Source organism: Rhodococcus aetherivorans (genome assembly GCF_011058165.1).
Taxonomy (GTDB): Bacteria; Actinomycetota; Actinomycetes; order Mycobacteriales; family Mycobacteriaceae; genus Rhodococcus; species Rhodococcus aetherivorans.
Genome location: NZ_JAALEG010000102.1, coordinates 1 through 20,317 on the forward strand (window position 1 = coordinate 1; position 20,317 = coordinate 20,317).

19 protein-coding genes are annotated in these 20,317 nt (G+C 70.6%); 3 read left to right on the plus strand and 16 right to left on the minus strand.

Annotated features, from left to right (window positions below):
* Window positions 1-196 (minus strand): hypothetical protein (locus G6039_RS30340; protein WP_206531365.1); only part of this gene is annotated, 196 nt, incomplete at its 3' end.
* Between the two features lie 118 nt (window positions 197-314).
* On the opposite strand from G6039_RS30340, the gene G6039_RS26350 reads away from it, so the two are divergent.
* A complete protein-coding gene (locus G6039_RS26350) occupies window positions 315-1,502 on the plus strand; it encodes an AAA family ATPase (RefSeq protein ID WP_006940959.1) in 1,188 nt (395 codons plus the stop codon).
* Here the strand turns inward: G6039_RS26350 and G6039_RS26355 are convergent.
* From G6039_RS26355 to G6039_RS26370, 4 genes are all read right to left on the minus strand, one after another.
* Window positions 1,456-2,040, minus strand: coding sequence for a sigma-70 family RNA polymerase sigma factor (locus G6039_RS26355; protein WP_029546522.1), 585 nt, complete (start codon window positions 2,038-2,040; stop codon window positions 1,456-1,458). The two genes, G6039_RS26350 and G6039_RS26355, sit on opposite strands and share 47 nt — an antisense overlap.
* Before the next feature lie 81 nt (window positions 2,041-2,121).
* A complete protein-coding gene (locus tag G6039_RS26360; protein ID WP_006940961.1) occupies window positions 2,122-2,802 on the minus strand; it encodes a nitroreductase in 681 nt (226 codons plus the stop codon).
* A gap of 37 nt (window positions 2,803-2,839) precedes the next feature.
* Complete coding sequence (locus G6039_RS26365; RefSeq protein ID WP_043801237.1) at window positions 2,840-4,270, minus strand: flavin-containing monooxygenase; 1,431 nt, start codon at window positions 4,268-4,270, stop codon at window positions 2,840-2,842.
* A gap of 90 nt (window positions 4,271-4,360) precedes the next feature.
* Complete coding sequence (locus G6039_RS26370; protein ID WP_006940963.1) at window positions 4,361-5,368, minus strand: NAD(P)H-dependent glycerol-3-phosphate dehydrogenase; 1,008 nt, start codon at window positions 5,366-5,368, stop codon at window positions 4,361-4,363.
* 199 nt (window positions 5,369-5,567) lie between these two features.
* Between G6039_RS26370 and G6039_RS26375 the strand changes: the two genes are divergently transcribed.
* Window positions 5,568-5,738 carry a hypothetical protein gene (locus G6039_RS26375; RefSeq protein WP_164528144.1) on the plus strand — a complete coding sequence of 57 codons (171 nt, stop codon included), beginning with the start codon at window positions 5,568-5,570 and terminating at the stop codon, window positions 5,736-5,738.
* A gap of 51 nt (window positions 5,739-5,789) precedes the next feature.
* Here the strand turns inward: G6039_RS26375 and G6039_RS26380 are convergent, their stop codons facing one another.
* The 9 genes from G6039_RS26380 to G6039_RS26420 all read right to left on the minus strand — a co-directional run bounded on the left by G6039_RS26380 (window position 5,790) and on the right by G6039_RS26420 (window position 17,998).
* Window positions 5,790-7,052: a benzoate/H(+) symporter BenE family transporter gene (locus G6039_RS26380; protein WP_006946220.1), complete on the minus strand. Its 1,263-nt coding sequence runs from the start codon at window positions 7,050-7,052 to the stop codon at window positions 5,790-5,792.
* Window positions 7,053-7,059: 7 nt separating this feature from the next.
* Complete coding sequence (locus G6039_RS26385) at window positions 7,060-9,744, minus strand: helix-turn-helix transcriptional regulator (RefSeq protein ID WP_029546519.1); 2,685 nt, start codon at window positions 9,742-9,744, stop codon at window positions 7,060-7,062.
* 11 nt (window positions 9,745-9,755) lie between these two features.
* Window positions 9,756-11,102, minus strand: coding sequence for an MFS transporter (locus G6039_RS26390; protein ID WP_006946218.1), 1,347 nt, complete (start codon window positions 11,100-11,102; stop codon window positions 9,756-9,758).
* Window positions 11,103-11,210: 108 nt separating this feature from the next.
* A complete protein-coding gene (locus G6039_RS26395) occupies window positions 11,211-12,020 on the minus strand; it encodes a 1,6-dihydroxycyclohexa-2,4-diene-1-carboxylate dehydrogenase (protein ID WP_006946217.1) in 810 nt (269 codons plus the stop codon).
* Entirely contained in the window at window positions 12,017-13,627 is a 1,611-nt protein-coding gene (gene benC, locus G6039_RS26400; RefSeq protein WP_043801240.1) for a benzoate 1,2-dioxygenase electron transfer component BenC, read from the minus strand. The genes G6039_RS26395 and benC overlap by 4 nt, the downstream gene beginning before the upstream one ends.
* Window positions 13,628-13,660: 33 nt before the next feature.
* Entirely contained in the window at window positions 13,661-14,164 is a 504-nt protein-coding gene (gene benB / locus G6039_RS26405; protein WP_043801243.1) for a benzoate 1,2-dioxygenase small subunit, read from the minus strand.
* 13 nt (window positions 14,165-14,177) lie between these two features.
* On the minus strand, window positions 14,178-15,569 hold the full coding sequence (gene benA, locus G6039_RS26410; RefSeq protein ID WP_006946209.1) for a benzoate 1,2-dioxygenase large subunit: 1,392 nt from the start codon (window positions 15,567-15,569) through the stop codon (window positions 14,178-14,180).
* A 209-nt stretch (window positions 15,570-15,778) separates the two neighbouring features.
* On the minus strand, window positions 15,779-16,783 hold the full coding sequence (locus G6039_RS26415) for a 2Fe-2S iron-sulfur cluster-binding protein (RefSeq protein ID WP_043801246.1): 1,005 nt from the start codon (window positions 16,781-16,783) through the stop codon (window positions 15,779-15,781).
* 3 nt (window positions 16,784-16,786) lie between these two features.
* Window positions 16,787-17,998, minus strand: coding sequence for a cytochrome P450 (locus G6039_RS26420; RefSeq protein WP_043801249.1), 1,212 nt, complete (start codon window positions 17,996-17,998; stop codon window positions 16,787-16,789).
* 172 nt (window positions 17,999-18,170) lie between these two features.
* On the opposite strand from G6039_RS26420, the gene G6039_RS26425 reads away from it, so the two are divergent.
* Window positions 18,171-19,103: an AraC family transcriptional regulator gene (locus G6039_RS26425; RefSeq protein WP_006946206.1), complete on the plus strand. Its 933-nt coding sequence runs from the start codon at window positions 18,171-18,173 to the stop codon at window positions 19,101-19,103.
* Between the two features lie 75 nt (window positions 19,104-19,178).
* Here the strand turns inward: G6039_RS26425 and G6039_RS26430 are convergent, their stop codons facing one another.
* On the minus strand, window positions 19,179-19,670 hold the full coding sequence (locus G6039_RS26430) for a hypothetical protein (RefSeq protein ID WP_006946204.1): 492 nt from the start codon (window positions 19,668-19,670) through the stop codon (window positions 19,179-19,181).
* A gap of 72 nt (window positions 19,671-19,742) precedes the next feature.
* The coding region (locus tag G6039_RS26435) for a 4-hydroxyphenylacetate 3-hydroxylase C-terminal domain-containing protein (RefSeq protein WP_277606685.1) at window positions 19,743-20,317 on the minus strand (575 nt) is incomplete at its 5' end.

The window sequence follows — 20,317 nt, forward strand, 5'->3', positions numbered from 1 at the left end:
TCCGCGAGATCGCCGCGGAGCGAAGCTGATTGAGCAGGACGGTCTTGCCGACGCCGCGCAACCCGGTGAGCACGACGCTGCGTTCGGGGCGGCCGCGGGGGCGTCCTCGGCGGTGGAGGTGGAGCAGCCGGCCACGAGCACGGCGGCCAGCCCGGCGGTGAGCGCGAGACTTCGGGAGGACTTCATGCCGGAACATCTACGCGTTATTGCAAACGAATGTCAAAGTCTATTATGCGAATGTCCGCATCCGGGATGTCCCGCGACACGCGGTGCAAGGAGGCGGTGTCCACGCGCGGCGCCGTTACCATCGACCGATGGACCCGGTCCGCAACCCGTACGCTCCCGGCGCGGGGCAGCGCCCGCCCGAGCTCGCCGGCCGGGCGAAGCAGCTCGACGCCTTCGACGTGGTGCTCGAACGGATCGCCCGCGGCCGCCCCGAACGCAGCGTCGTGCTCACCGGGTTGCGCGGCGTCGGCAAGACCGTCCTGCTCAATCAGCTTCGCTCCGCGGCGATCTCGCGGAGCTGGGGCACCGGCAAGATCGAGGCCCGGCCCGACCAGGACCTGCGCCGGCCGCTGTCGTCGGCGCTGCACATGGCGGTGCGCGAGATCGCCCCGGCCCATCCGCACCCCGAATCGGTCGAGTACTTCCTCGGCGTGCTCAAGTCGTTCGCGCTGCGGGCCACCGCGGACAGGGGCATGCGCGAGCGGTGGCAGCCCGGCATCGACGCCCCCGCGGTCAAGGGCCGCGCCGACACCGGCGACCTCGAGATCGACCTCGTCGAACTCCTGATCGACGCCTCCGGGCTCGCCCGCGACGTGGGCGTGGGCATCGCGCTGTTCGTCGACGAGATGCAGGACCTCGGCGCACCGGACATCTCCGCGATCTGCGGGGCGTGCCACGAGCTCAGCCAGGACGCCGCACCGCTCATCGTGGTCGGCGCCGGGCTGCCGCACCTGCCCGCGGTGCTCTCCGCGTCGAAGAGCTACTCGGAGCGGCTGTTCAGCTACCACCGGATCGACCGGCTCGACCGCGGCTCCGCCGACATCGCGCTCATCGCGCCGGCCGAGCGGGAGGGAGTGACCTTCACCGAGGAGGCGCTCGACGCGCTGTACGAGACGGCCGACGGATACCCCTACTTCGTCCAGGCCTACGGCAAGGCGACCTGGGACGTCGCGGCGACGAGCCCCATCACCGCCGACGACGTGCGCGTCGGCGCGCCCGCCGCCGAGGAGGAACTCGCCGTCGGGTTCTTCGGCTCCCGGTACGAGCGCGCCACCCCCGCGGAGCGGGAGTACATGCGCGCCATGGCCGACCTCTCCGGCGACGACGGTCCCGTCGCGACGTCGAAGATCGCGGCCGAACTCGGCCGCAAGCCTGCGTCGCTGTCGCCCGCGCGGGACGGGCTCATCAAGAAGGGGCTCATCTACTCCGCCGAACGGGGCTTCATCGGATTCACCGTGCCGCACTTCGGACGGTATCTGCGCGCTCAGCACGACTGAGCTGCAACCGGATTCGCTGCAGGGCGCGGTGCTGGGCGATGCGGACGGCGCCGACCGAGGTGCCGAGCATCGCGGCGGTGCGTTCGGCGCTGTAGCCCTGCAGGATCCGCAGCTGCACCACGCGGCGCTGCTGCTCCGGCAGCAGCGCGAGTTGCCGGCGGACCGCGGAACGCAGCTCCTCGTCGAGCACGCCCTCCTCGGGCCCGGGGCCGGCGACGTCGTGCAGCGGCGTCACGGTACGCGCAGCCTTGCGCCGGACGTCCGCGACCTTGTGCGTGGCGATCCCGAACGCGAAGCGCAGCAGCGACGCACCGCGATCCTGGTAGCGCGGCAGTGCCCGCGTCAGTGCGAGGCACACCTCTTGGGTGACGTCCTCGGCCGGAGTGTGCGCGCGGGTGCCCTCGTCCATACGCGCGGCGCAGAAGCTCAGCACATGGGGGCGAACGGAACTCACCACCACGCCCACGGCGTGCGGTTCACCGGCGACGGCGCGCGGTACCCAACGGCGGAGCAGCTCCTCGGTTTCGATGCGGTGCACGGGGTGTCCTCTCGGGCGGGGAAGGTGGTGAGTTCCACCTTCCGTCGCCCGGGCGCCCCGGGCCAGGACCCCTGGGGGTGGTTACTCCTCCACCCACCGCACGGCGTCGTCCAGGCTCGCCCGGTCGGTGCGGCAGGTGTTGGCGGGGTGGCTCTCGTCGGCGTAGCCGAAGGAGATCGCGCACACGATGTCGCGCTCGTCGGAGATACCGAGTTCGCGGCGGACGGCACCGGCGGCCATCGCGACGGCGGCCTGCGGGACGGCGGCGATGCCGAGCGCCTGCGCGGCGAGGAGCAGGGTGGCGACGTACCCGCCGCAGTCGACCGCTCCGTACGTGCCGAGTGCCTTGTCGGTCGTGACGATCGCGACGTGCGGCGCCCCGAAGAAGCGGTAGTTCTCGAGCATCTGCTCGGTGCGGCGCGCGTAGTCGTCGCGGGCGATGCCGAGGCTGTTGTAGAGGGCGTAACCGGCGCCTCGGCGCCGGTCGGCGTACACCCCGCGGTACTCGGCGGGGCCGGGGATGTCCGGGTCGAGATGGCCGGACGCCGCCTGCTCGTACACCGCGGTCCGCAGCCGCTCGATGGCGTCCCCGCCGGCCACGACGACCTCCCACGGCTGGGAGTTGCACCACGACGGGGTGCGCTGCGCCATCCGCAGCATGGTTTCGATGTCCTCGCGCGGCACCGGCTTGGACAGGAACGCCCGGCAGGAGTAGCGGGTGTCGAGCAGGGTCGAGAGCGAGGCGCGGTGGTCGATCGTCATGTGACCAGGGTCGCACAGGCACCTGTGTAGCGCTCGTTCAGGGCCGTCGTGCGGGACCGGCGGCCGTGTAGTTCTCCCGGTCGAACCGCCGGGTGCGCAGCCGGTATCGCCAGGACGAGCCCGGCCACAGCGACCGGTTCACCGCGTCGCGGTCCAGGTACCAGCTCCGGCACCCCGTGGTCCACACGGTCCCTGTCGAGCGCCGGCGCATCTCGTCGGCGAACTCCCGCTGGGCGGCCGCCCGCACCTCGAGTGCGGTGACGCCCTCCCGGTCGGTGGCGTCCATCGCGGCGGCGACGTAGCGGAGCTGGCTCTCGATCATGAACAGCAGCGAGGTGTGGCCGATGCCGGTGTTGGGCCCGCCGAGCAGGAAGGCGTTGGGGAACCCGGCGACGGTCGTGCCCAGGTGCGCCGACGCGCCGTCGCGCCCCCACCGCTCGAGCAGGGTGCGGCCGTCGCGGCCGACAACCGGCAGGCCGGCGAGCGCGGCGGACACCCGGAATCCGGTCGCGTACACCAGGACGTCGGCCGCGTGTTCCCGACCGTCGACGGTGCGCACACCGTGCGGGCCCAGTCCCGCGACCGGGGTGGTGACCACCGTGCTGGCGTCTCGGGCGAGCGCGGGATAGTAACTGTCGGAGAACAGGATCCGTTTGCATCCGATCCGGTGTCGCGGGGTCAGGGCGCGGCGCAGGTCCGGGTCGGGCACCTGCCGGTGCAGGTGCCGCAGCGCCCGGGCCTCGAGGCGGGCGAGCCGGCGGTCGGACCCGGTGAGGGCGGGGACGAGCGCCTCGCCGCGCCAGTACTCGACCGTCCGTCGCGCGCGGTGCGGCAGCGGTAGGTGCTGCCTGCGGCGCGGCAGCACCCAGGCGGGGCTGCGCTGGAACAGCGTGACACGGCCGGCGGTGTCGGCGAGGTACGGGATCACCTGGGCGGCGCTCGCACCGGTGCCGATCACGGCGACGTGCCGCCCGGTGACGTCGACGGCGTGGTCCCAGCGCGCGGTGTGGAAGGCGGGGCCCGCGAAGGAGCCTTCGAGGCGGGGAATCTGCGGGACGTTCAGGGCGCCGGTGGCCAGGACGAGGAAGCGGGCCGCGTAGTCCGGACCGTGGTCGGTGCGCACGTGCCAGCGGCCCGTCGTCTCGTCCCACCGGCACCCGGTTGCGGTCGTGCCGTAGGCGATCCGGTCGTCGAGCCCGTTCCCTGCGGCGAACGCGTGCAGGTGCGCGAGGATCTCCGGCTGGGTGGCGCGGCCGCGGGCCCAGACGGCCTGGGGAGCGGACGAGTACGAGTACAGGGCCGGATGGATGTCGCACTCGCACCCCGGGTAGGTGTTGTCGCGCCACGTGCCGCCGAGAGCGGCGCTCCGTTCGAGAACGCGCACGTCGCGGCCGCGTTGCCGCAGGTGTGCGGCGGCACCGAGCCCGGCGAAGCCGGCGCCGACGACGAGTACTTCGGTTCCGATCACTTGAACAGTGTGCAAGTACGGGCTTCACCAGGCAAATTAGGGTCTATATCGCCATCTAGTACGCGGTCGGGAATCCCGGATACTTCCCGATCAGACCACGTCCTCCTCGTTGCCCGGGGTGACCCGGCGCAGCCCCCGGTACGCGTCGGCGGGGGAGCGGCGGCCGGCCACGACGGCCTCGACCTCGGCGGCGATGGGCATCTCCACCTCGTACTCGCGCGCCAGTTCCATCACCGTCGGGGCCGTTTTCACCCCCTCGGCCACCTGGCCCAGCCGGGCCACCGCCTCCTCGAGGGTGAGCCCGCTCGCCAGCGCCTCGCCGATCCGGCGGTTGCGGGACGCCGGGCTCGTGCACGTCGCGATCAGGTCGCCCATGCCGGTCAGGCCGGCGAACGTCCGCGGGTTGGCCCCCATCACCTCACCGAGCCGGGTCATCTCGGCGAGGCCCCGGGTGAGCACCATCGCCCGGGTGTTGTCGCCGACCCGCAGCCCCTCGGCCATGCCCGCCGCGATCGCGACGATGTTCTTCAGGACCCCGCCGAGTTCACAGCCGAGGACGTCGGTGTTGCGGTATACGCGGAAGACCTTCGAGGCGAACAGTGGCTGCAGGGCCGCCGCGACGCGTTCGTCCGCCGTGGCCACCACCGCGGCGGCCGCCATGCCGTCGGCGACCTCGCCGGCGATGTTCGGCCCGGCCAGCAGCCCCACGGGGTGCCCCGGCAGGCATTCGCCGATCACCTCGGTGGGCCGCAGGCGCGTGCCCGGTTCGAGTCCCTTCGCGAGCGAGAGGATCGGCACCCAGGCCCGCACCTCGTTCGAGATCTCGGCGAGGGTGGCGCGGACCGCGTGGGACGGCACTCCGACCACCAGCACGTCGGCCTCGTGCGCGGCCTCGAGGAGGTCCGAGGTGGCGCGCAGGTTGGCCGGCAGGGTCCGCTCGCCGAGGTACCGGGTGTTGCGGTGCTCCTCGTCGATCTCGCGGGCGGTGTCCGGATTGCGGGACCAGAGCAGGGTCGGGGTGTTCCGGGCCGACAGCCCTGCGACGGTGGTGCCCCACGAGCCGGAACCGAGGACGACGACGCGAACCGGACGTGCCATGGGTTGTTGATCCTGTCTGCGCGGCGGGACGGTACGGCCCTCAGGGTGTCAGTTCGCCCGTCCCGGCGCCGGATTTTCGCGGTATGCCCGGTCCCCGATCTGCGTCGTACCGTATGTGCGGATGCGCACACTGGCATATCTGATACCCCAGGGGGTATATTGACGATAGACCCCGACCGCTTCCCCGAGGAGGACGCCCATGTGTTACCCCGTCACCTGCCCCAAGTGCGGAAAGACCGGCTGGGGCGGCTGCGGCCAGCACGTCGACAGCGTGATGAAGTCCGTGCCCGCCGCCGAGCGATGCGCCTGCGACCAGGACTCCGCTCCCGAGACGAGCTCCGGCATCTTCGGCTCGCTGTTCGGCCGCTGACACCCACCGGCTCGGGACACGGCGGGTGCGCACCCACGCGCGCGCCCGCCGTCACCGGCCGGTGGTCCAGTCCCCCCGCTCGAGCAACCGCGACACGATCACCCCGGCCACCAGGCCCCAGAACGCCGCCCCGATGTTCCAGAACGTCACGTTCGCGGCGGTGACGACGAATGCCACCAGCGCCCCCATCGTGTACTTCGAGGCGAACGCCGTCACGAACGCGCCCTGCAGCGCCCGCAGCATCGCCAGGCCCCCGAGGGTCGCGACGAACGCCGCCGGCGCGGCGGTCATCCACCGCACGAACAGCGGCGCGAACAGTCCGAACACGATCGAATACAGCCCGAAACACACGGCCGCCGTGTACTGGCGGCTCCGCTCACCGGACGCGGTGAGCAGGGCGTTCGTCGGGCCGGTCAGGCACGTCGACACCGCGCCGACGCAGGCGGCACCGAGCGACCACACCCCGCACGCGATCGTGGTGACGTTGATCGGGGGCCGGTGCCCGGCCGCCGTGAGCACCGCGACGCCCTGCCCGTTCTGCACCACCAGCACGGTGATCGCCAGCGGGATCACCAACTCCAGCAACGCCGTCCACGTGAACACCGGGGCGGTGAAGACCGGCGACGCGAGGATGCCCGCTCCGCCCGGGGCCGGGGAGAAACGCCCCGACGCCGCCACCGCGACCGCACCGGCGATCAGCGCCCCGAGGATCGGCGGCAGCCACCGGCCGATCCGGCCGAACGCGCTCAACGCCAGGAACATCAGCACCATGGGCGCGGCGATCGCGACGTCCGCACCGAGCGCGAGCACCAGGTCCACACCGAACTTCAGGAAGACGCCGGCCACCATCGCCATGACGATCGGCATCGGCAGCGCCTCCATCACCCGCCGCACCAGCCCGGACGCCCCCAGCACCAGCACCAGCAGGCCGGTGACCAGGAACGCCCCGATCACCTCCGGCCAGGACAGGTGCCCCAGCGACCCGCCGACGAGGATCGTGCCCGGAATCGTCCAGGCGAAGCCGAGGGGCTGCCGGTAGGCGATGCTCATCGCGATCGTCAGCACGCCGTTGAGGACGAAGATCCCGAAGATCCACGACGCCAGTTCGGCGGCGCCGAGCCCGCCGGCCGCGCCGGCCGCGAGGACGACCGCGACCGGCCCCGTCGACGAGAACACCAGCCCGATCACGCCGTTCGCCGCGTACTCGACGCCGAGGTCCCGCAGCACCCGGCGCGGCCGGGTCACGGGCCGAGCGGGCCGCTCGAGCAGGTCGGTGTCGTTCGGGGGAGAGGTCTTCTCGTCGACTGCTGTCATCTCTTCCTCACTCCTCTTGCCGGAACTGGGCGGCCAGCTCGCTGCGCGAACGGATGCCGAGCTTCGCGTAGACCCGTGTCAGGTGGTACTGCACCGTCTTCACCGACAGGAACAGCTCGCCCGCCACGTCCTTGTTGGTATTGCCCGCGGCCACCAGCGCGGCGACCGCCTTCTCCTGCGGGGTCAACGCCGCCAGATCCATGTGTGTCCGGCGGGTATCGTCGCCGTTCGCCTTCATCCCCCCGGCCTTGAGTTCGCGGTCGCAGCGCTGCACGTACGACGTCGCGCCGAGCGTCACGTACAGCTCGCGGGCCGTGCGCATCACCGCGTCCGCCTCCCGCCGGCGTCCGGCGCGGCGCAGCGTCTGCCCGTACGCGAAGTTCACGCGGGCACGGTCGTACGGCAGCGACAGCGTCGCCAGGTTCGCCAGCGCGTCCTCGAATGTTCTGCGGGCGGCGTCGATGTCACCCCGTGCCCCGTGGATCCGTCCGCGCACGTATCCGAGCCGCGCCCGGGCGGACAGGTGCCCACGGGAGACGGCCAGTTCCTCGAACGGACGGAGGAACTCGTCGGCCTCGTCGACGCGTCCGGTCATCACGAGAGCATTCGCGTACAGGTCCGGCCACGGCCAGAAACCCGGTTCCACCAAGGCCTGCCGCCGACGGGTGGTGAGCGGTGCGAGGTGCCGCAGCACCCCGTCGTAGTCGGCGGCGACCTCTGCGCACTGGGCGGCCGCGATGCAGGACGGCACCACCATGACGGCATAGTCGGTGGCGCCCGCGCGTCCGCGACGCAGGTGCTCGCGGGCCAGCGACCAGTCCCCGCGCAGGGCGTGCACCTGCGCCCCCGTCCAATGCACCAGCGGCCGAAGCAGATCCAGGCCGGCCGTGTCGAGCTGTGCGGCCGCGCGGTCGACGGTGCGCACGGCGTCGTCCCATGCGCCGAGCGCGAACTCCGTGCGCGCCAGCCACGCCTGCGCCCACAACGAGATCCGGATCGAGCCGCCGCGGAAGACGGTCGGCTCGGCACTCTCGAGCTCCGCGCGGGCGCGATCCGGCTCGTCCAGCGCCAGGGCGAGCCAGCCCTCCGCCATGCGGATCCGCTGGCTCTGGGCGCCGAGCCGGAAGGTCTCCGACAGCTCTGCGTACGAGGCGCGTGCCTCGTCGACGCGGCCGGTCATGGCCAGGCCGAGGCCGCGGATCGCGGCCGACTCGACGGCAGCGGGCATGTCGGGAGCTACGAGGGACGACGCGCGGTCGGCCCACTCGACGAGGCCCGCGCCGTCGAGCTGGGCCAGCGAATGCAGCACCATGCGCTGGCAGATCATCGCACCCAGATCGGGGTCCCGGGCCGGGTCCGGGAGCAGTTGCCATGCGCGCGTGAGCAGCTGGGAGGCCTCGGCCGACCGGCCGCGCTGGATCGCCAGGTAGCCGAGCACCACGTCGCGCATGGAGCCCTCGGGCGCGGCCTCCATCGCCGGCACGAACGTCAGCGCCTGGGGCAGGTCCGCCGCGCCCGTGAGGGCGTCGACGCCGCGGATCAGCCGCTGCGCGCGCTGGTCGCGGTCGGGACTGATGCCACTCGCGATGATCAGTGCCTCGGCAGCATCCGACCACGCACCGACGGCGGCGCGGCGCCGGCCGTACCGATCGAGGCGGTCCGCGAGGTCCGCATCGGCGGTGGGGGTGGCGGAGACCAGGTGGGTGAGGGCGGCACCCTCGTCGTCGACCAGTTCGGCGGCGCGGGCGTGCAGGTCGCGCCAGCGGGCGGGACCGATGTCGTCCGCGACGGCGGCCCGCGTCATCGGGTCCGGGAAGATCAGGGTGACCGCGCCGCGCTGTTCGCGCCGCCGGAGCAATCCGGCGGTGTGCGCGGCGTCGAGCGCCGCGGTCGGGTCCGCCAGCCCGGCCAGCGCCGCGGCCTGGGTCAGGGTGCTTTCGCCACCGAGCACGGCCGCCGCTTCCACGAGTGCCCGGGTCTCGGCGGGGCAGTGGTCCAGCGTGCGGCGCACGGCGCCCGACCGTTCCTGGGGCGCCGGGAACCGGGCCTGCCAGTGCTGCCACTGGTTGCGGGGGATCTCGTCGAGCAACTGCAGGATCGGGCGGGGTGTGCCGAGAGTGTGCTCGAACAGCCGTCGCGCGGTCCACGGCGACAGGTCCACGCCGATGCGGGCGAGGGCCAGCTGGGCGATGTCCTGCGGACCGAGGGGCCGCACGTGCACGGAGAGGGCGCGGTGATGGTCGAGCACCTGCCGGGTGCTGTCCGGGACCGCCTCCGGCAGCGGGTCCACGGTCACCAGCAGGACGAGCAACTGCTTGCCGTGGGCGCGGCGGACGGCGGACGACAGGGCCTGCAACGACTCGGAATCGGACCAGTGCGCGTCGTCGACGACGAGAACGGTGGGATCGTCCACGAGGGACAACAGTTCGTGCGCCACTTCCACCGGATCACGTCCGGTGACGGGGGCCTGCAGCAGTTGCTCGGCCGTGCTCCACGCGCGCGCCGCCTCCCACGGGACGCCCGCGGACACGCGGACCTGCCAGCCGTTCAAGACCTCGGTGAATCGTTGCACCAGGGCGGATTTGCCGATACCCGGCGGACCCTCGACGAGGGCGAGCACGGGTGAACCGGCTCGCGCCTCGCCGAGGTGACGGTCGAGCTCGGAGAGCTCTCGGGTACGTCCGACCAGCATGGCGGGGTGAGTCACACTTCCACGGTAGTGGGGCTCGCGGCCGCAGCTTCGGGGGTTCGGGCAACGTACTGCGCACCCCGTCGGATGGGAACGAACACCGTGACCAGGGCGCCGGCCACGGCGATGCCCGCGAAGATGTAGAAGCTCACGTCGTTGCTCAGCCCGGCACCGATGAGCAGGCCGCCGATGATGGGGCCGAAGATGCCGCCGAGCCGGCCGAATCCGGCGCACCAGGCGACACCGGCACCGCGCGCTGCCGTCTCGTAGTAGTTGGAGACGAACCCGTAGATGAGCACCTGGGTGCCGATCGTGCCGACCCCGGCGATCGCCACCGCGGTCAGCAGGACGGGCAGCGGGAACCCGAAGGTGAGGAGGATCAGTGCCAGGCCGGCGAGGCCGAACGTGGTGGCGATGACCGGCTGGGGGCCGCGGCCGTCGGCGATCCGGGAGGCCAGGAGGCCGCCGATGATCGCACCGCCGTTGAGCACCAACAGGAATGCGAGCGAGCCCTTCGCGTTGTAGCCGGCGTCGGCCATGATCTTCGGCAGCCACGTGTTCAGGCCGTAGGTCAGCAGGAGCCCGGCGAAGCTCATCAGGCCGAGCAGGGTGGTGCCCCACGCGTAGCGGCGGGTGGCCAGTGCGGCGAATCCGACCTTCTCGGCCGGGGCCGGGGCGATCGTGGGCAGGGGGAGACCGAACTTGTCACAGACCGCGGCCGCCTCGTCCGTCCGCCCGCGCGCCTGCAGCCACATCGGGGATTCGGGGAGCTTCACCAGGGCCAGGGGCAGCAGGATCACCAGCGGCAGCGCGCCGATCCAGAACAGTCCGCGCCAGCCGATGGTGTCGCGCAGCACGATGGCCAGCAGAGAGGCGAGGACGCCGCCGGCGGGGACGCCGCTGTAGACGATCGCGTTGAACAGGTTCCGTTTCCCGGGCGGAGCGAACTCGGCCACCACGGCACCCGCGGTGGCGACGAGACCACCGACGCCGATGCCGGTGAAGAAGCGCAGGATGCCGAAGGAGGTGATGCTGGTGGCCATCGCCGCGGCGCCCATGCCGACGGAGAACCAGACGATGTTGATCAGCATCATCTTCCGGCGCCCGAGCCGGTCGCCGAACGCGCCGGTGAACAGGGCGCCGACCATGACGCCGATGAGGGCGTACGAGCCCAGCGCGCCGCCCTGCTGCGCGGAGATCGCTCCGATCTGGCTGGGGTCGGCCATCAGTGTGGGCAGGATCGTCCCGTAGACGACGAGGTCGTAGCCGTCGAAGATGATCGCGAGCGTGGCGAGGGCGACGACCCAGATGACGGTGCGGCGGTGCCGGGGACTTGCCCAGGCGGTTGTGTTGTCGGCCATGTCGGCTCCGGTCTGTGAGTGCGGTCACAAATGAAACGGGGCAGAAAGAGGGCCTCACCGGCAGGGGATCCCTGGCCTGTCGGTGAGGCCTGTGGCGGTGCTGGGGTGTTACCCCAGGTCGCCGCCGGCGACGGGAAGAACCGTGCCGGTGATGTAGGAGGCCTCCTCCGAGGCCAGGAAGGTGATCGCGGCGGCCTGCTCGTCGAGCGTGCCGTACCGCTTGAGCAGCGAGGAGTCGACGGTCTGGTCCACGATCTGCTGGTACCAGCCCTTCTCCTGCTCGCTCTGCGCGGCGGGGCCGCGCGCTACCCGGCGGGCGGGGGCGTCGGTGCCGCCGGGGGCGGTGGCGACGACCCGGATCCCGTACGGGGCGGCCTCGAGGGCGAGCGCGGCGGTGATCGCGTTGACCCCGCCCTTGGCGGCGGCGTAGGGGACGCGGTTGACACCGCGCGTCGCCACGGAGGACACGTTGACGATCGTGCCCGAGCGTTGCTCGATCAGGTACGGCAGCACCGCGCGGCATGTCCACAGCGTCGGGAACAGCGACCGCTGCACCTCCGCCTGGATCTGCTCGGGGGTGTAGTGCTCGTACGGCTTCGCCCAGATCGTCCCGCCGACGTTGTTGACGAGCACGTCGATGCGGCCGTGCTGCTGCCGGGCCTCGTCGATCGCGGACTGCGCTCCCGCGAAAGTCTCGAGGTCGGCGGTGACGGAGTGCGCCTGGAAACCCTTCTCGCGCAACTCCTTCGCCACCTCGTGCACGAGCTCGGAGCGGTCGACGAGGATCACGGATCCGCCCTCGGCTGCGATGCGGGACGCGACCACGAGGCCGATACCCTGCGCGGCGCCGGTGACGGTGACGACCCTGCCGTCGAAGCGGCCCGGGTACACGGTGCCGACCGGAAGAAGGGCACTCACGCGAGTTCCACCTTCGCGGACTCCTCGATGGCGCGGCGCATCGTCGCCTTGGCGTGCTCGGCATGGCTGACGATGAGGTCGCGGGCCGCCGCGCGGTCCTTGCGTTCGAACGCCCGCACGATCTGCAGGTGGTCGTGCGGAATCTGCTCGTCCACCCACTGCGCGGTGCGCAGCACCTTGCGCATCAGCTGGGTCACCTCGAGCCGGTTGTACGCCTCGAGCAGCACGGGATTGCCGCAGCAGCGGAACAGGAACTCGTGGAAGGCGGCGTTGGTGTCGGTGAACGCGCCCGCGTCGGTGAAGCGGTCGTGGTCGATCGACGCGGTCGACGCCTCGGCGAGAATCCGGAATTCCACGAGCTGCGCGTCGGTGAGCCGGCCGATGGTCAGCTCCAGCGCACCGAGTTCGAGCGCCATGCGCGCGTCGAACTGGGCGTCGGATTCGGTGACGGGCGGGTGCTCCTCGCCGATCTCGTAGTTGCCCACCGGCACCTGCTCGGCGGCGCCGAGGGACACCGGCAGGCCGGTCTCCTCGGCTGCCCTGGTGGCGGCTTCGAGTTCCCGCTCGGTGGGCCGGGGCGCCGGTTCGGCGGCTCCGAGGGTCGCGGAGTTGTTGAACTTCTCGAAGTAGAAGTTCGTCACCGAGATGCCCTCGTCCGACAGGTGCGTGCGCACCGCCTCGACCATCGGCGGCGGCCCGCACAGGTAGACGTCGACGTCGCCGTCGTTGAGGTGCTTCGGCTCGAACAGCCCGGTGACGTACCCCTTGTTGGGGGCGGTCGACTCCGGATCGGAAACGCAGTAGTCGAACGTGAAGTTCGGCAGCGACCGCGTGTAGGCCTCGAGCTTGTCCAGCTCGACCAGGTCCTGGTCGAAGCTGACGCCGTAGACCAGGTGCACCGGCAGGTCGCTGCCCTCCTCCTGCATCTTCGACAGGATGGCGAGCAGTGGCGCGAGGCCGGTACCGCCGGCGAGCAGGAGGGCGGGGCGCTTACGCTCACGCAGGAAGAAGCTGCCGAACGGGCCGGTGAACTGCAGGGTGTCTCCCACCTGGGCGCGATCACTCAGGTACTCGGACATCAGGCCGCCCTCGGTGATCTTCACCAGGAAGGACAACTGCGGGTCGTTCGGTCCCGTGCTGAACGAGTACGACCGGGTCTGTTCCGTTCCGGGCACGGTGATGTTCACGTACTGGCCCGGCAGGAACACCAGGTCGTCCCGATTGGGGATCTCGACGGTGAAGCCCACGGTGCTGGGAGAGAACCGCTGCAGGTCCGTGATCGTCGCCGTGTACGTCGCGGCCGCGGTCTTCGCGACGTCCGAGGTCGTCGCGATCTGCAGCACGAGATCGGATTCCGGGACCATCTGGCACGGCAGGCAGAATCCCTGCTCGGCCTCGTCGTCGGTCAGCGCCTCCTCGATGTAGTCGCCGCCGTCGTAGTTGCCGGACTCGCACAGCGCCTTGCAGGTACCGCACGCGCCGTCGCGGCAGTCGAGAGGAATGTTGATCCGCGCCTTGTACGACGCGTCGGCGACCGTCTCGTTCGGTCCGCACTTGATGAAGCGGGTCACCCCGTCCTCGAAGCTCAATGCCACCTGAAAGCTCACGGCATGTGCCTCCTTTCGTGAATCGGGGGTGGATCAGACGACGTAGACGTCCACGATGTGGTGGATGTAGTCGTTCTTGAGCACGATCTTCTTCTTCTTGATCACCGGGTGCGGGCCCGAGACGTCGAGGGTCACGAAGTTCGTGCCGAAGTAGGTGTCGGTGGTGTTGTACCGGTAGTACAGCGAGAACCAGTTGTGGCGCAGGTCGATCTCGGTGCCGCGGCGCTCGAGGATCTCGACGTTGGTGATGTTGTGGCCGGTGCGCGGTTCGGGCAGCGACGTCGCGGAGGAGCGGTCGGTGCGGATGCGGAACACCCGGTCCTCGAGGCCACCGCGGTTGGGGTAGTAGATGAGCGAGATCTCGCGCTGCGGGTCCTCGGTGAGCGCACCGTTGTCGTCCCATGCCGGCATCCAGTACTCGGCCTGCGGGTGGTAGCACTCGAGCCACTTCTCGAACTCGCGGTCGTCGAGGAGACGGGCCTCACGGTAGAGGAACTGCTCGATGTCGGTCTGCGTCAATTCCGTTGCGGCGGTCATGTCCTGGTCTTCCTCAGCGCTCGTTCGTGGTGGTGGGCTCGGCGGCGGCGTTCTCGGCGGTTTCCGCCGCGACGGCCTTGCGCATGCTCTCGAGCCAGAAACCGTGCTGGATCGGGTACAGGCCCTCGTCCTCGGTCTTCACGCCGCTCGACAGCACGTTCTTCATGCCGAGGTCCAGCGCGACCTGGTCCGGTCCGTTGAGCTGGTGGGTGGCGCCGCGGCTGAGGTCGTTCCACGGGGCGGCCGACGCGAGATAGGTCTTCTGGCAGGACCGGAACTCCTCGAGGTCGTCCGGGGTGGCCATTCCGGTGGCGTTGAAGAAGTCCTCGTACTGGCGGATGCGGTTGGCGCGGGATTCGGCGCTCTCACCCTTGGGGGCGATGCAGTAGATGGTGACTTCGGTCTTGTCCACGGAGATCGGCCGGAAATGCCGGATCTGCGAGGAGAACTGGTCCATCAGGTACACGTTCGGGTAGAGGCAGAGGTTGCGGGACGCGCCGACCATGAACTCGGCCTTCTTCTCGCCGAATTCTGCGGCGAGCTCGTCCTTGCGGGGGAAGAGCGGGCGGTCCTGCGGGTTGCCCCACCACATCCACAGCAGCAGGTGGCCGTTCTCGAACGAGTGGTAGCCGCCGCCCTGCTTGCCCCAGGTGCCGGCGTCCATCGCCTTGGTCTCGTTGGTCGACTCGCCGGCGGTGCGGCGCGCGGTGGTGGCCGCGTAGTTCCAGTGCGTCGCCGACACGTGGTAGCCGTCGGCGCCGTTCTCCGCCTGCAGCTTCCAGTTGCCGTCGTAGGTGTAGGTGGACGAACCGCGCAGCACCTCGAGACCCTCGGGGGACTGGTCCACGATCATGTCGATGATCTTGGTGGCGTCGCCGAGGTGCTCTTCGAGGGGCTTGACATCCTCGTTCAGGCTGCCGAACAGGAAGCCGCGGTAGCTCTCGAACCGGGCGACCTTGGTCAGGTCGTGGCTGCCGTCCTTGTTGAACCCCTCCGGGTAGCCGGCGTCGCGCGGGTCCTTGACCTTGAGCAGCTTGCCGTTGTTGCGGAACGTCCAGCCGTGGAACGGGCAGGTGAACGTGGTGCGGTTGTCGGTCTTGCGCCGGCACAGCATCGCGCCCCGGTGGCTGCACGCGTTGATCAGGCAGTGCAGCTCGCCCTCCTTGTCGCGGCTGATCACGACGGGCTGGCGACCGATGTAGGTGGTGAAGTAGTCCCCGTTGTTCGGAACCTGGCTCTCGTGCGCGAGGTAGACCCAGTTGCCTTCGAAGATGTGCTTCATCTCCAGCTCGAAGACTTCCTCGTCGGTGAAGATATTGCGGCGCACTTGGTATCGGCCGCTGGCCGCGTCTTCGACGAGAGCGCCGTCGAGGGCGGCGCGCACATGGTCCAGGGTCTCGGTCATGGGGATCCTCCAGAAAGGGTGTCGGGTCGGCCCCGGCGGAGAATGGGGCTGTTTCCGCGTTATCTCCACCATGCCACCATGTGGCCACAGTCACACCAGGCAAATGCCTAGGCCTACCTAGGACCCTCGGCAGGAGGGTAGGAAGTCCCCAAACGCCCGGTGCGTCCTTTGGGCTGCTGGAACAGCCCAAAGGACGCACCGGGGGTGGGTCACGTCGCCGGGGTGAACTTCTCCCGCCGGATCCGGCGCGGCGACATCCGGCGCCGCTTGCACGCCTTGACGGCGCTGTCGACGAAGGCCTCGGAGCCGCAGATGTAGCCCGTGTACTCCTTCGCCGACGCCACGTCCTCGACGAAGGCGTCGGGGGCGTAGCCCTCGCGGTCGCCGCCGGACTCACGGCTCAGGCACGCGACGAACCGGAAGCCGGGATGCTGCGCCTCCAGCTCGCGGAAGAAGCCGGAGTCGTAGAGGTCCTCGGCGGTGCGCACCCCGTGGTAGAGGACGATCTCGCGCCGCGGATCCAGCGACAGCGCCTGCCGGACGATGCTCTTCATCGGGGCCAGTCCGGTCCCGCCCGCGAGCAGCACCATGGGGCCGGTGGACTCCGCGTCGAACGTGAAGTCCCCGAACGGTCCGGTGACGTCGACACGGTCGCCGACCGCGACGGTGCCGAACGCCCACCGGTCGCTCGCGACCCCACCCGGCCGGCGACGGACATGCAGCTCGAGCAGCTTCGCCTCACCCGGAGTGTTCGCCAGCGAGTACTGCCGCCGGACGCCGGTGCCCGGGACGGTCAGTTCGACGTACTGCCCGGCGGAGAATTCGAGCGGCGTGTCCAGGGTGAGCAGCATCCGCCGCGTGTCGTGGGCGATGTCGCGGACCTCGGTGACGGTGCCGACGAGGTCGCGCAGCGCGTGGGTGGCGTCCCGGTCCCGGCCGTCGTCGGTGCGTGGCCGCTCGACGACGGTGTCGCCGCACGGCGTGGCCTGGCACGCGAGGGCGAAGCCCGCGTCGCGTTCCGTCGCGGGCAGCGTCGCCTCGGGGGACGTGCGGTGGTCGACGGCGCCCGAGCGGACCCGGATCTTGCAGGTGCCGCACGTGCCCTGGTTGCTCGAATTGGGCATCCACACCCCGCTGCGCAGCAGTGCGTCGAGCACGGTCTGCTCGGGTGCGCACGCGACGGTGGTGTCGCCGACGGTGACGGTGGCGCTCATGTCCTAGACCTCCCAGGTGACGTGCAGGGCGGTGGGTCCGCGGAAGCCCCAGCCCCAGAACTCGACGTCGGCGTTCGTGTCCCGCTCGAGGTTGGGGATGGTGTCGAGCAGTTCCTCGAGGCCGATGCGGCACACGTGGTTCGCGAAGTAGATGCCGGCGCACGCGTGGTTGCCGGCGCCGAACGCCAGGTGCGGCAGCGGCGGGCGGGTCATGTCGTATTCGGTGGGGGCGTCGTACTTGCCGGTGTCGTGATTGGCCGAGCCGTACGACAGGATCACCACGGTGCCTGCCGCGATGTCGACCCCGGACACCGTGGTGTCCCGCCTCGCGATGCGGGCCGTCGCCGACCAGATCGGCGACGTCCACCGCATGCCCTCGGCGATCGCGCGCGGAATCAGACCCGGCTCGTCGACGACGGCTTCGAACTGTTCGGGCCGGCTCAACAGCCCCGCCAGCGTCGAGGACATCGCGTGCCCCGGCTCCTGCATGGCCCCGAGCAGGAACACGTACAGCGTCGGATAGATGTACTCGCGGTCGCGGGTCTGCCCCTCGGGCATGCCGTCGTGCAGCCAGTGCGACATCGCACTGTCGTCCGGGTGTTCGATCCAGTGGTCGATCAGGGGATCGACGATCGAGCGGATCTCCGCCTTCGCGGCGTCGCCGGCCGCGAACCGCTCCTGGTTGGTGAATTCACCGTTGTCGTCGACCTCGGCGTTGGTGAAGGAGTCGGACAGCTTGTGGAACCACTCACGCAGCGTGTCGGAGTCGACGTCCTTCAGCCCGAGCAGGTCGCCGAGCGCGCGGACGCTGACCGGTTCGCAGTACCGGGCGACGAGATCGGCGCGGCCGTCGTTCTCGAAACCCTCGAGGTAGCGGCGGGCGATGGGCCGGACCAGGTCCTCGATCCAGCGGTCGACCTCGCTCGGCTGCAGCGCGGGTTCGACCATCGAGCGCAGATCCTGGTGGATGTCGCCGTTGACACCGATGATCGCGGGATGTCCGAACGTGCGGCCGCCGGCCGGGGTGATGATGGCCTCGAAGTCGTCGCTCGTCGCGATGGCGTGGCACGCCTCGGCGGTCGAGGCGACGAACGCGCCGAGGACGGGGACGAAGGCGACCGGTGCCTCGGCCCGCAGCCGCTCGTAGACCGGGTACGGGTTGCGCTCGAGTTCGGTCATGGTGATCTCGTCGATCCATGAAAGGGTGCTCGTCATCGGTAGTGCTCCTCGATGTGTCTTCGGCGGTTAGGCCCCTCGAGCGGGGCCGTTCGTCGGGTGAGGCAGAACATATGACGGCAGTCACACGATCGCCGAGACGATCCGCGCGGCCCCTGGACACATCGCGCGACTTTCTGTGACCGGCGTCTCCGCTACGTACGCTCGTGGTGTGAGTGCGACCGAGATCGGAGACTGGGATGCCGCATCCCGGGCGGTGGCGGACGCGTACTTTCCCCATGAGCTGACCGATTTGTCGGGCACCGACCGGCCGAAGCTGTCGCTGACGACGGTCGATCTCGGCGGGGTGACCCTCGGCCGCCTGCACTGGGGTGCCGACATCGCCATCGCGTGCGACTATCCGGGCGCCTACGAGGTGAACATCCCGGTCACCGGCCGGCTCGAGTCCCGTGGCAGCCACGGCGAGACCGTTTCGGTGCCCGGTCAGGCCACCGTCTTCCGGGCCGACACGCCGAGTGTGATCACCCATTGGGGCGCAACGTGTTCCGTGCTCGGGGTGAAGTTCGACCGGGAGCATCTCGAGCGGGAGGCCGACCGGATCCTCGGTTCGCCGGTGCGATCGAAGCTCGAGCTGCCCGACCAGCTCGACCTGACCGGTCCGGCGAGCGAGTGGCACGGGCTCGTCCGGGCCCTGTCCGAACAGCTCGACGGCGCCCTCGAGGTGGTGCGCAATCCGGTGGTCGGGGCGCAGCTCGCCGGTGCCGTGACCGCGGCGTTCGTCCTGGCCGTCGCCCCGCAGGACGGACCGGCCGGACCCCCGCGGCCGGGCATGATCCGTCGCGTCCTCGACTCCCTGCACGACGATCCCGGCCGGGCGTGGACCTCGGCCGACATGGCCGAACTGGCCGGCACCAGCGTCCGCCGCCTGCAGGAGGCGTTCGCCCACTTCGTCGGCCGCAGCCCGTCGGCGTGCCTGCTCGACATCCGGCTCGACCGCGCCCACGCCGACCTCGTCGCCGGAGCGGGCGCGGTCACCGTCGCCGACGTGGCCTACCGGTGGGGTTTCAGCCACCCCGGCCGGTTCGCCGCGGCGTTCAAGCGGCGCTACGGGACGACGCCCGCGGAGGTCCTGCGCGGCCGCTGACGCACACAGAAGTCCCGGACGTCGACAACCGTCGAGACGCTTGTCGATGTCCGGGACCTGTGTCCTTGCGTGGGCCTACCCGACCCAGAACTGCGGGGTGGGCCGGTCGAACGACAGCTCCGGGAAGTCGTCGTCGCAGATCGGGACCCGGGCTCGGCGCTCGACGTAGTCGTGGCCGTAGGCGCGCATGTGCTCGATGCACGCGACGGTGTATCCGACGGGATCGGGGTGGACGGCGGTGGCCGGCCGGAAGAGGTTGGGAAAACCCTTCGCCGTCAACGTGTTCGCCGTGCACCGCGCACCGTCGCGGCCGCACAGCGGGAGGGTGCCGTCCCCGTCGACGAGGAACTTGGCCCGCGCGACGACGGTCGAGCCGTCGAGGATGTCCCAGCGGTGGTCGACGTCGTCGTAGCGGGCGGAGGTCGCGCCGGCCGTGTCGTGGACGGCCAATCGCAGTTCGTCGCGCAGGCGGCCGGCCGCCCGCAGGGCGGCGAAGGAGCGCCCGAGGACCACGGCGTCGAACTCCGGGACGGGGGCACGGGCGACGGACTTCGAGGCGGTGGTCATCTCGGGCGCTCCTTCGCGGGTGGAACGCCGCGCGCGGGCGGCAGGGGATCGCCCGCGCGCGGCAGCTGGGGGTTACTTGCGGTAGTAGGCGCTGACGTCGTCGTTGCCGATGAGGTCGGGCACGGTCCAGCCGTCGAGGTCGTACTCGCTCATGAACTGCTCGGCCAGGCCCTTCATGCCGGAGACGATGCCGCGGTTCTCGGCGGCGAACAGCAGTTCGGCCTTGACGTTCTCGTGGTTGCCGGAGTAGTTGCGCTCGTACAGTTCGTGGCGGCCGCCGAACTCGGAGCCGATCGAGTCCCACAGGGCCTTCATGACCTTGACCCGGTCCACGGCGGTGATGCCGTCGGAGCCGCGGACGTACTTGTCCAGGTAGGGGCGCACCTCGGGGCTCTTGAAGTCCGCCGCCGACGAGGGCAGGTAGATCAGGCCGGACGCGACGTCCTGCTCGATGATCTCCTTGATGCGCGGGTAGCCGGAGATCATGAACATCCGGTAGGTCAGGCCGTACTCGAGCTTCGGGATGACGGTGTCGCCGATCCACGGCTCGGGGTCGCGGGCCATCGACTCGGTGAGCGACCAGAACAGGTTGCGCCAGCCGATGACCTCCCCGACGCGGGTCTGCACGCCGCGGAAACCGCCGGCGC

Excerpts from the sequence above, each read along its gene's own strand:
- G6039_RS26350 (WP_006940959.1), top strand. The coding sequence starts at position 315 with ATGGACCCGGTCCGCAACCCGTACGCTCCCGGCGCGGGGCAGCGCCCG.
- G6039_RS26360 (WP_006940961.1), bottom strand. The coding sequence starts at position 2,802 with ATGACGATCGACCACCGCGCCTCGCTCTCGACCCTGCTCGACACCCGC.
- G6039_RS26370 (WP_006940963.1), bottom strand. The coding sequence starts at position 5,368 with ATGGCACGTCCGGTTCGCGTCGTCGTCCTCGGTTCCGGCTCGTGGGGC.
- G6039_RS26375 (WP_164528144.1), top strand. The coding sequence starts at position 5,568 with ATGTGTTACCCCGTCACCTGCCCCAAGTGCGGAAAGACCGGCTGGGGC.
- G6039_RS26380 (WP_006946220.1), bottom strand. The coding sequence starts at position 7,052 with ATGACAGCAGTCGACGAGAAGACCTCTCCCCCGAACGACACCGACCTG.
- G6039_RS26385 (WP_029546519.1), bottom strand. The coding sequence starts at position 9,744 with ATGCTGGTCGGACGTACCCGAGAGCTCTCCGAGCTCGACCGTCACCTC.
- G6039_RS26390 (WP_006946218.1), bottom strand. The coding sequence starts at position 11,102 with ATGGCCGACAACACAACCGCCTGGGCAAGTCCCCGGCACCGCCGCACC.
- benB (WP_043801243.1), bottom strand. The coding sequence starts at position 14,164 with ATGACCGCCGCAACGGAATTGACGCAGACCGACATCGAGCAGTTCCTC.
- benA (WP_006946209.1), bottom strand. The coding sequence starts at position 15,569 with ATGACCGAGACCCTGGACCATGTGCGCGCCGCCCTCGACGGCGCTCTC.
- G6039_RS26415 (WP_043801246.1), bottom strand. The coding sequence starts at position 16,783 with ATGAGCGCCACCGTCACCGTCGGCGACACCACCGTCGCGTGCGCACCC.
- G6039_RS26420 (WP_043801249.1), bottom strand. The coding sequence starts at position 17,998 with ATGACGAGCACCCTTTCATGGATCGACGAGATCACCATGACCGAACTC.
- G6039_RS26430 (WP_006946204.1), bottom strand. The coding sequence starts at position 19,670 with ATGACCACCGCCTCGAAGTCCGTCGCCCGTGCCCCCGTCCCGGAGTTC.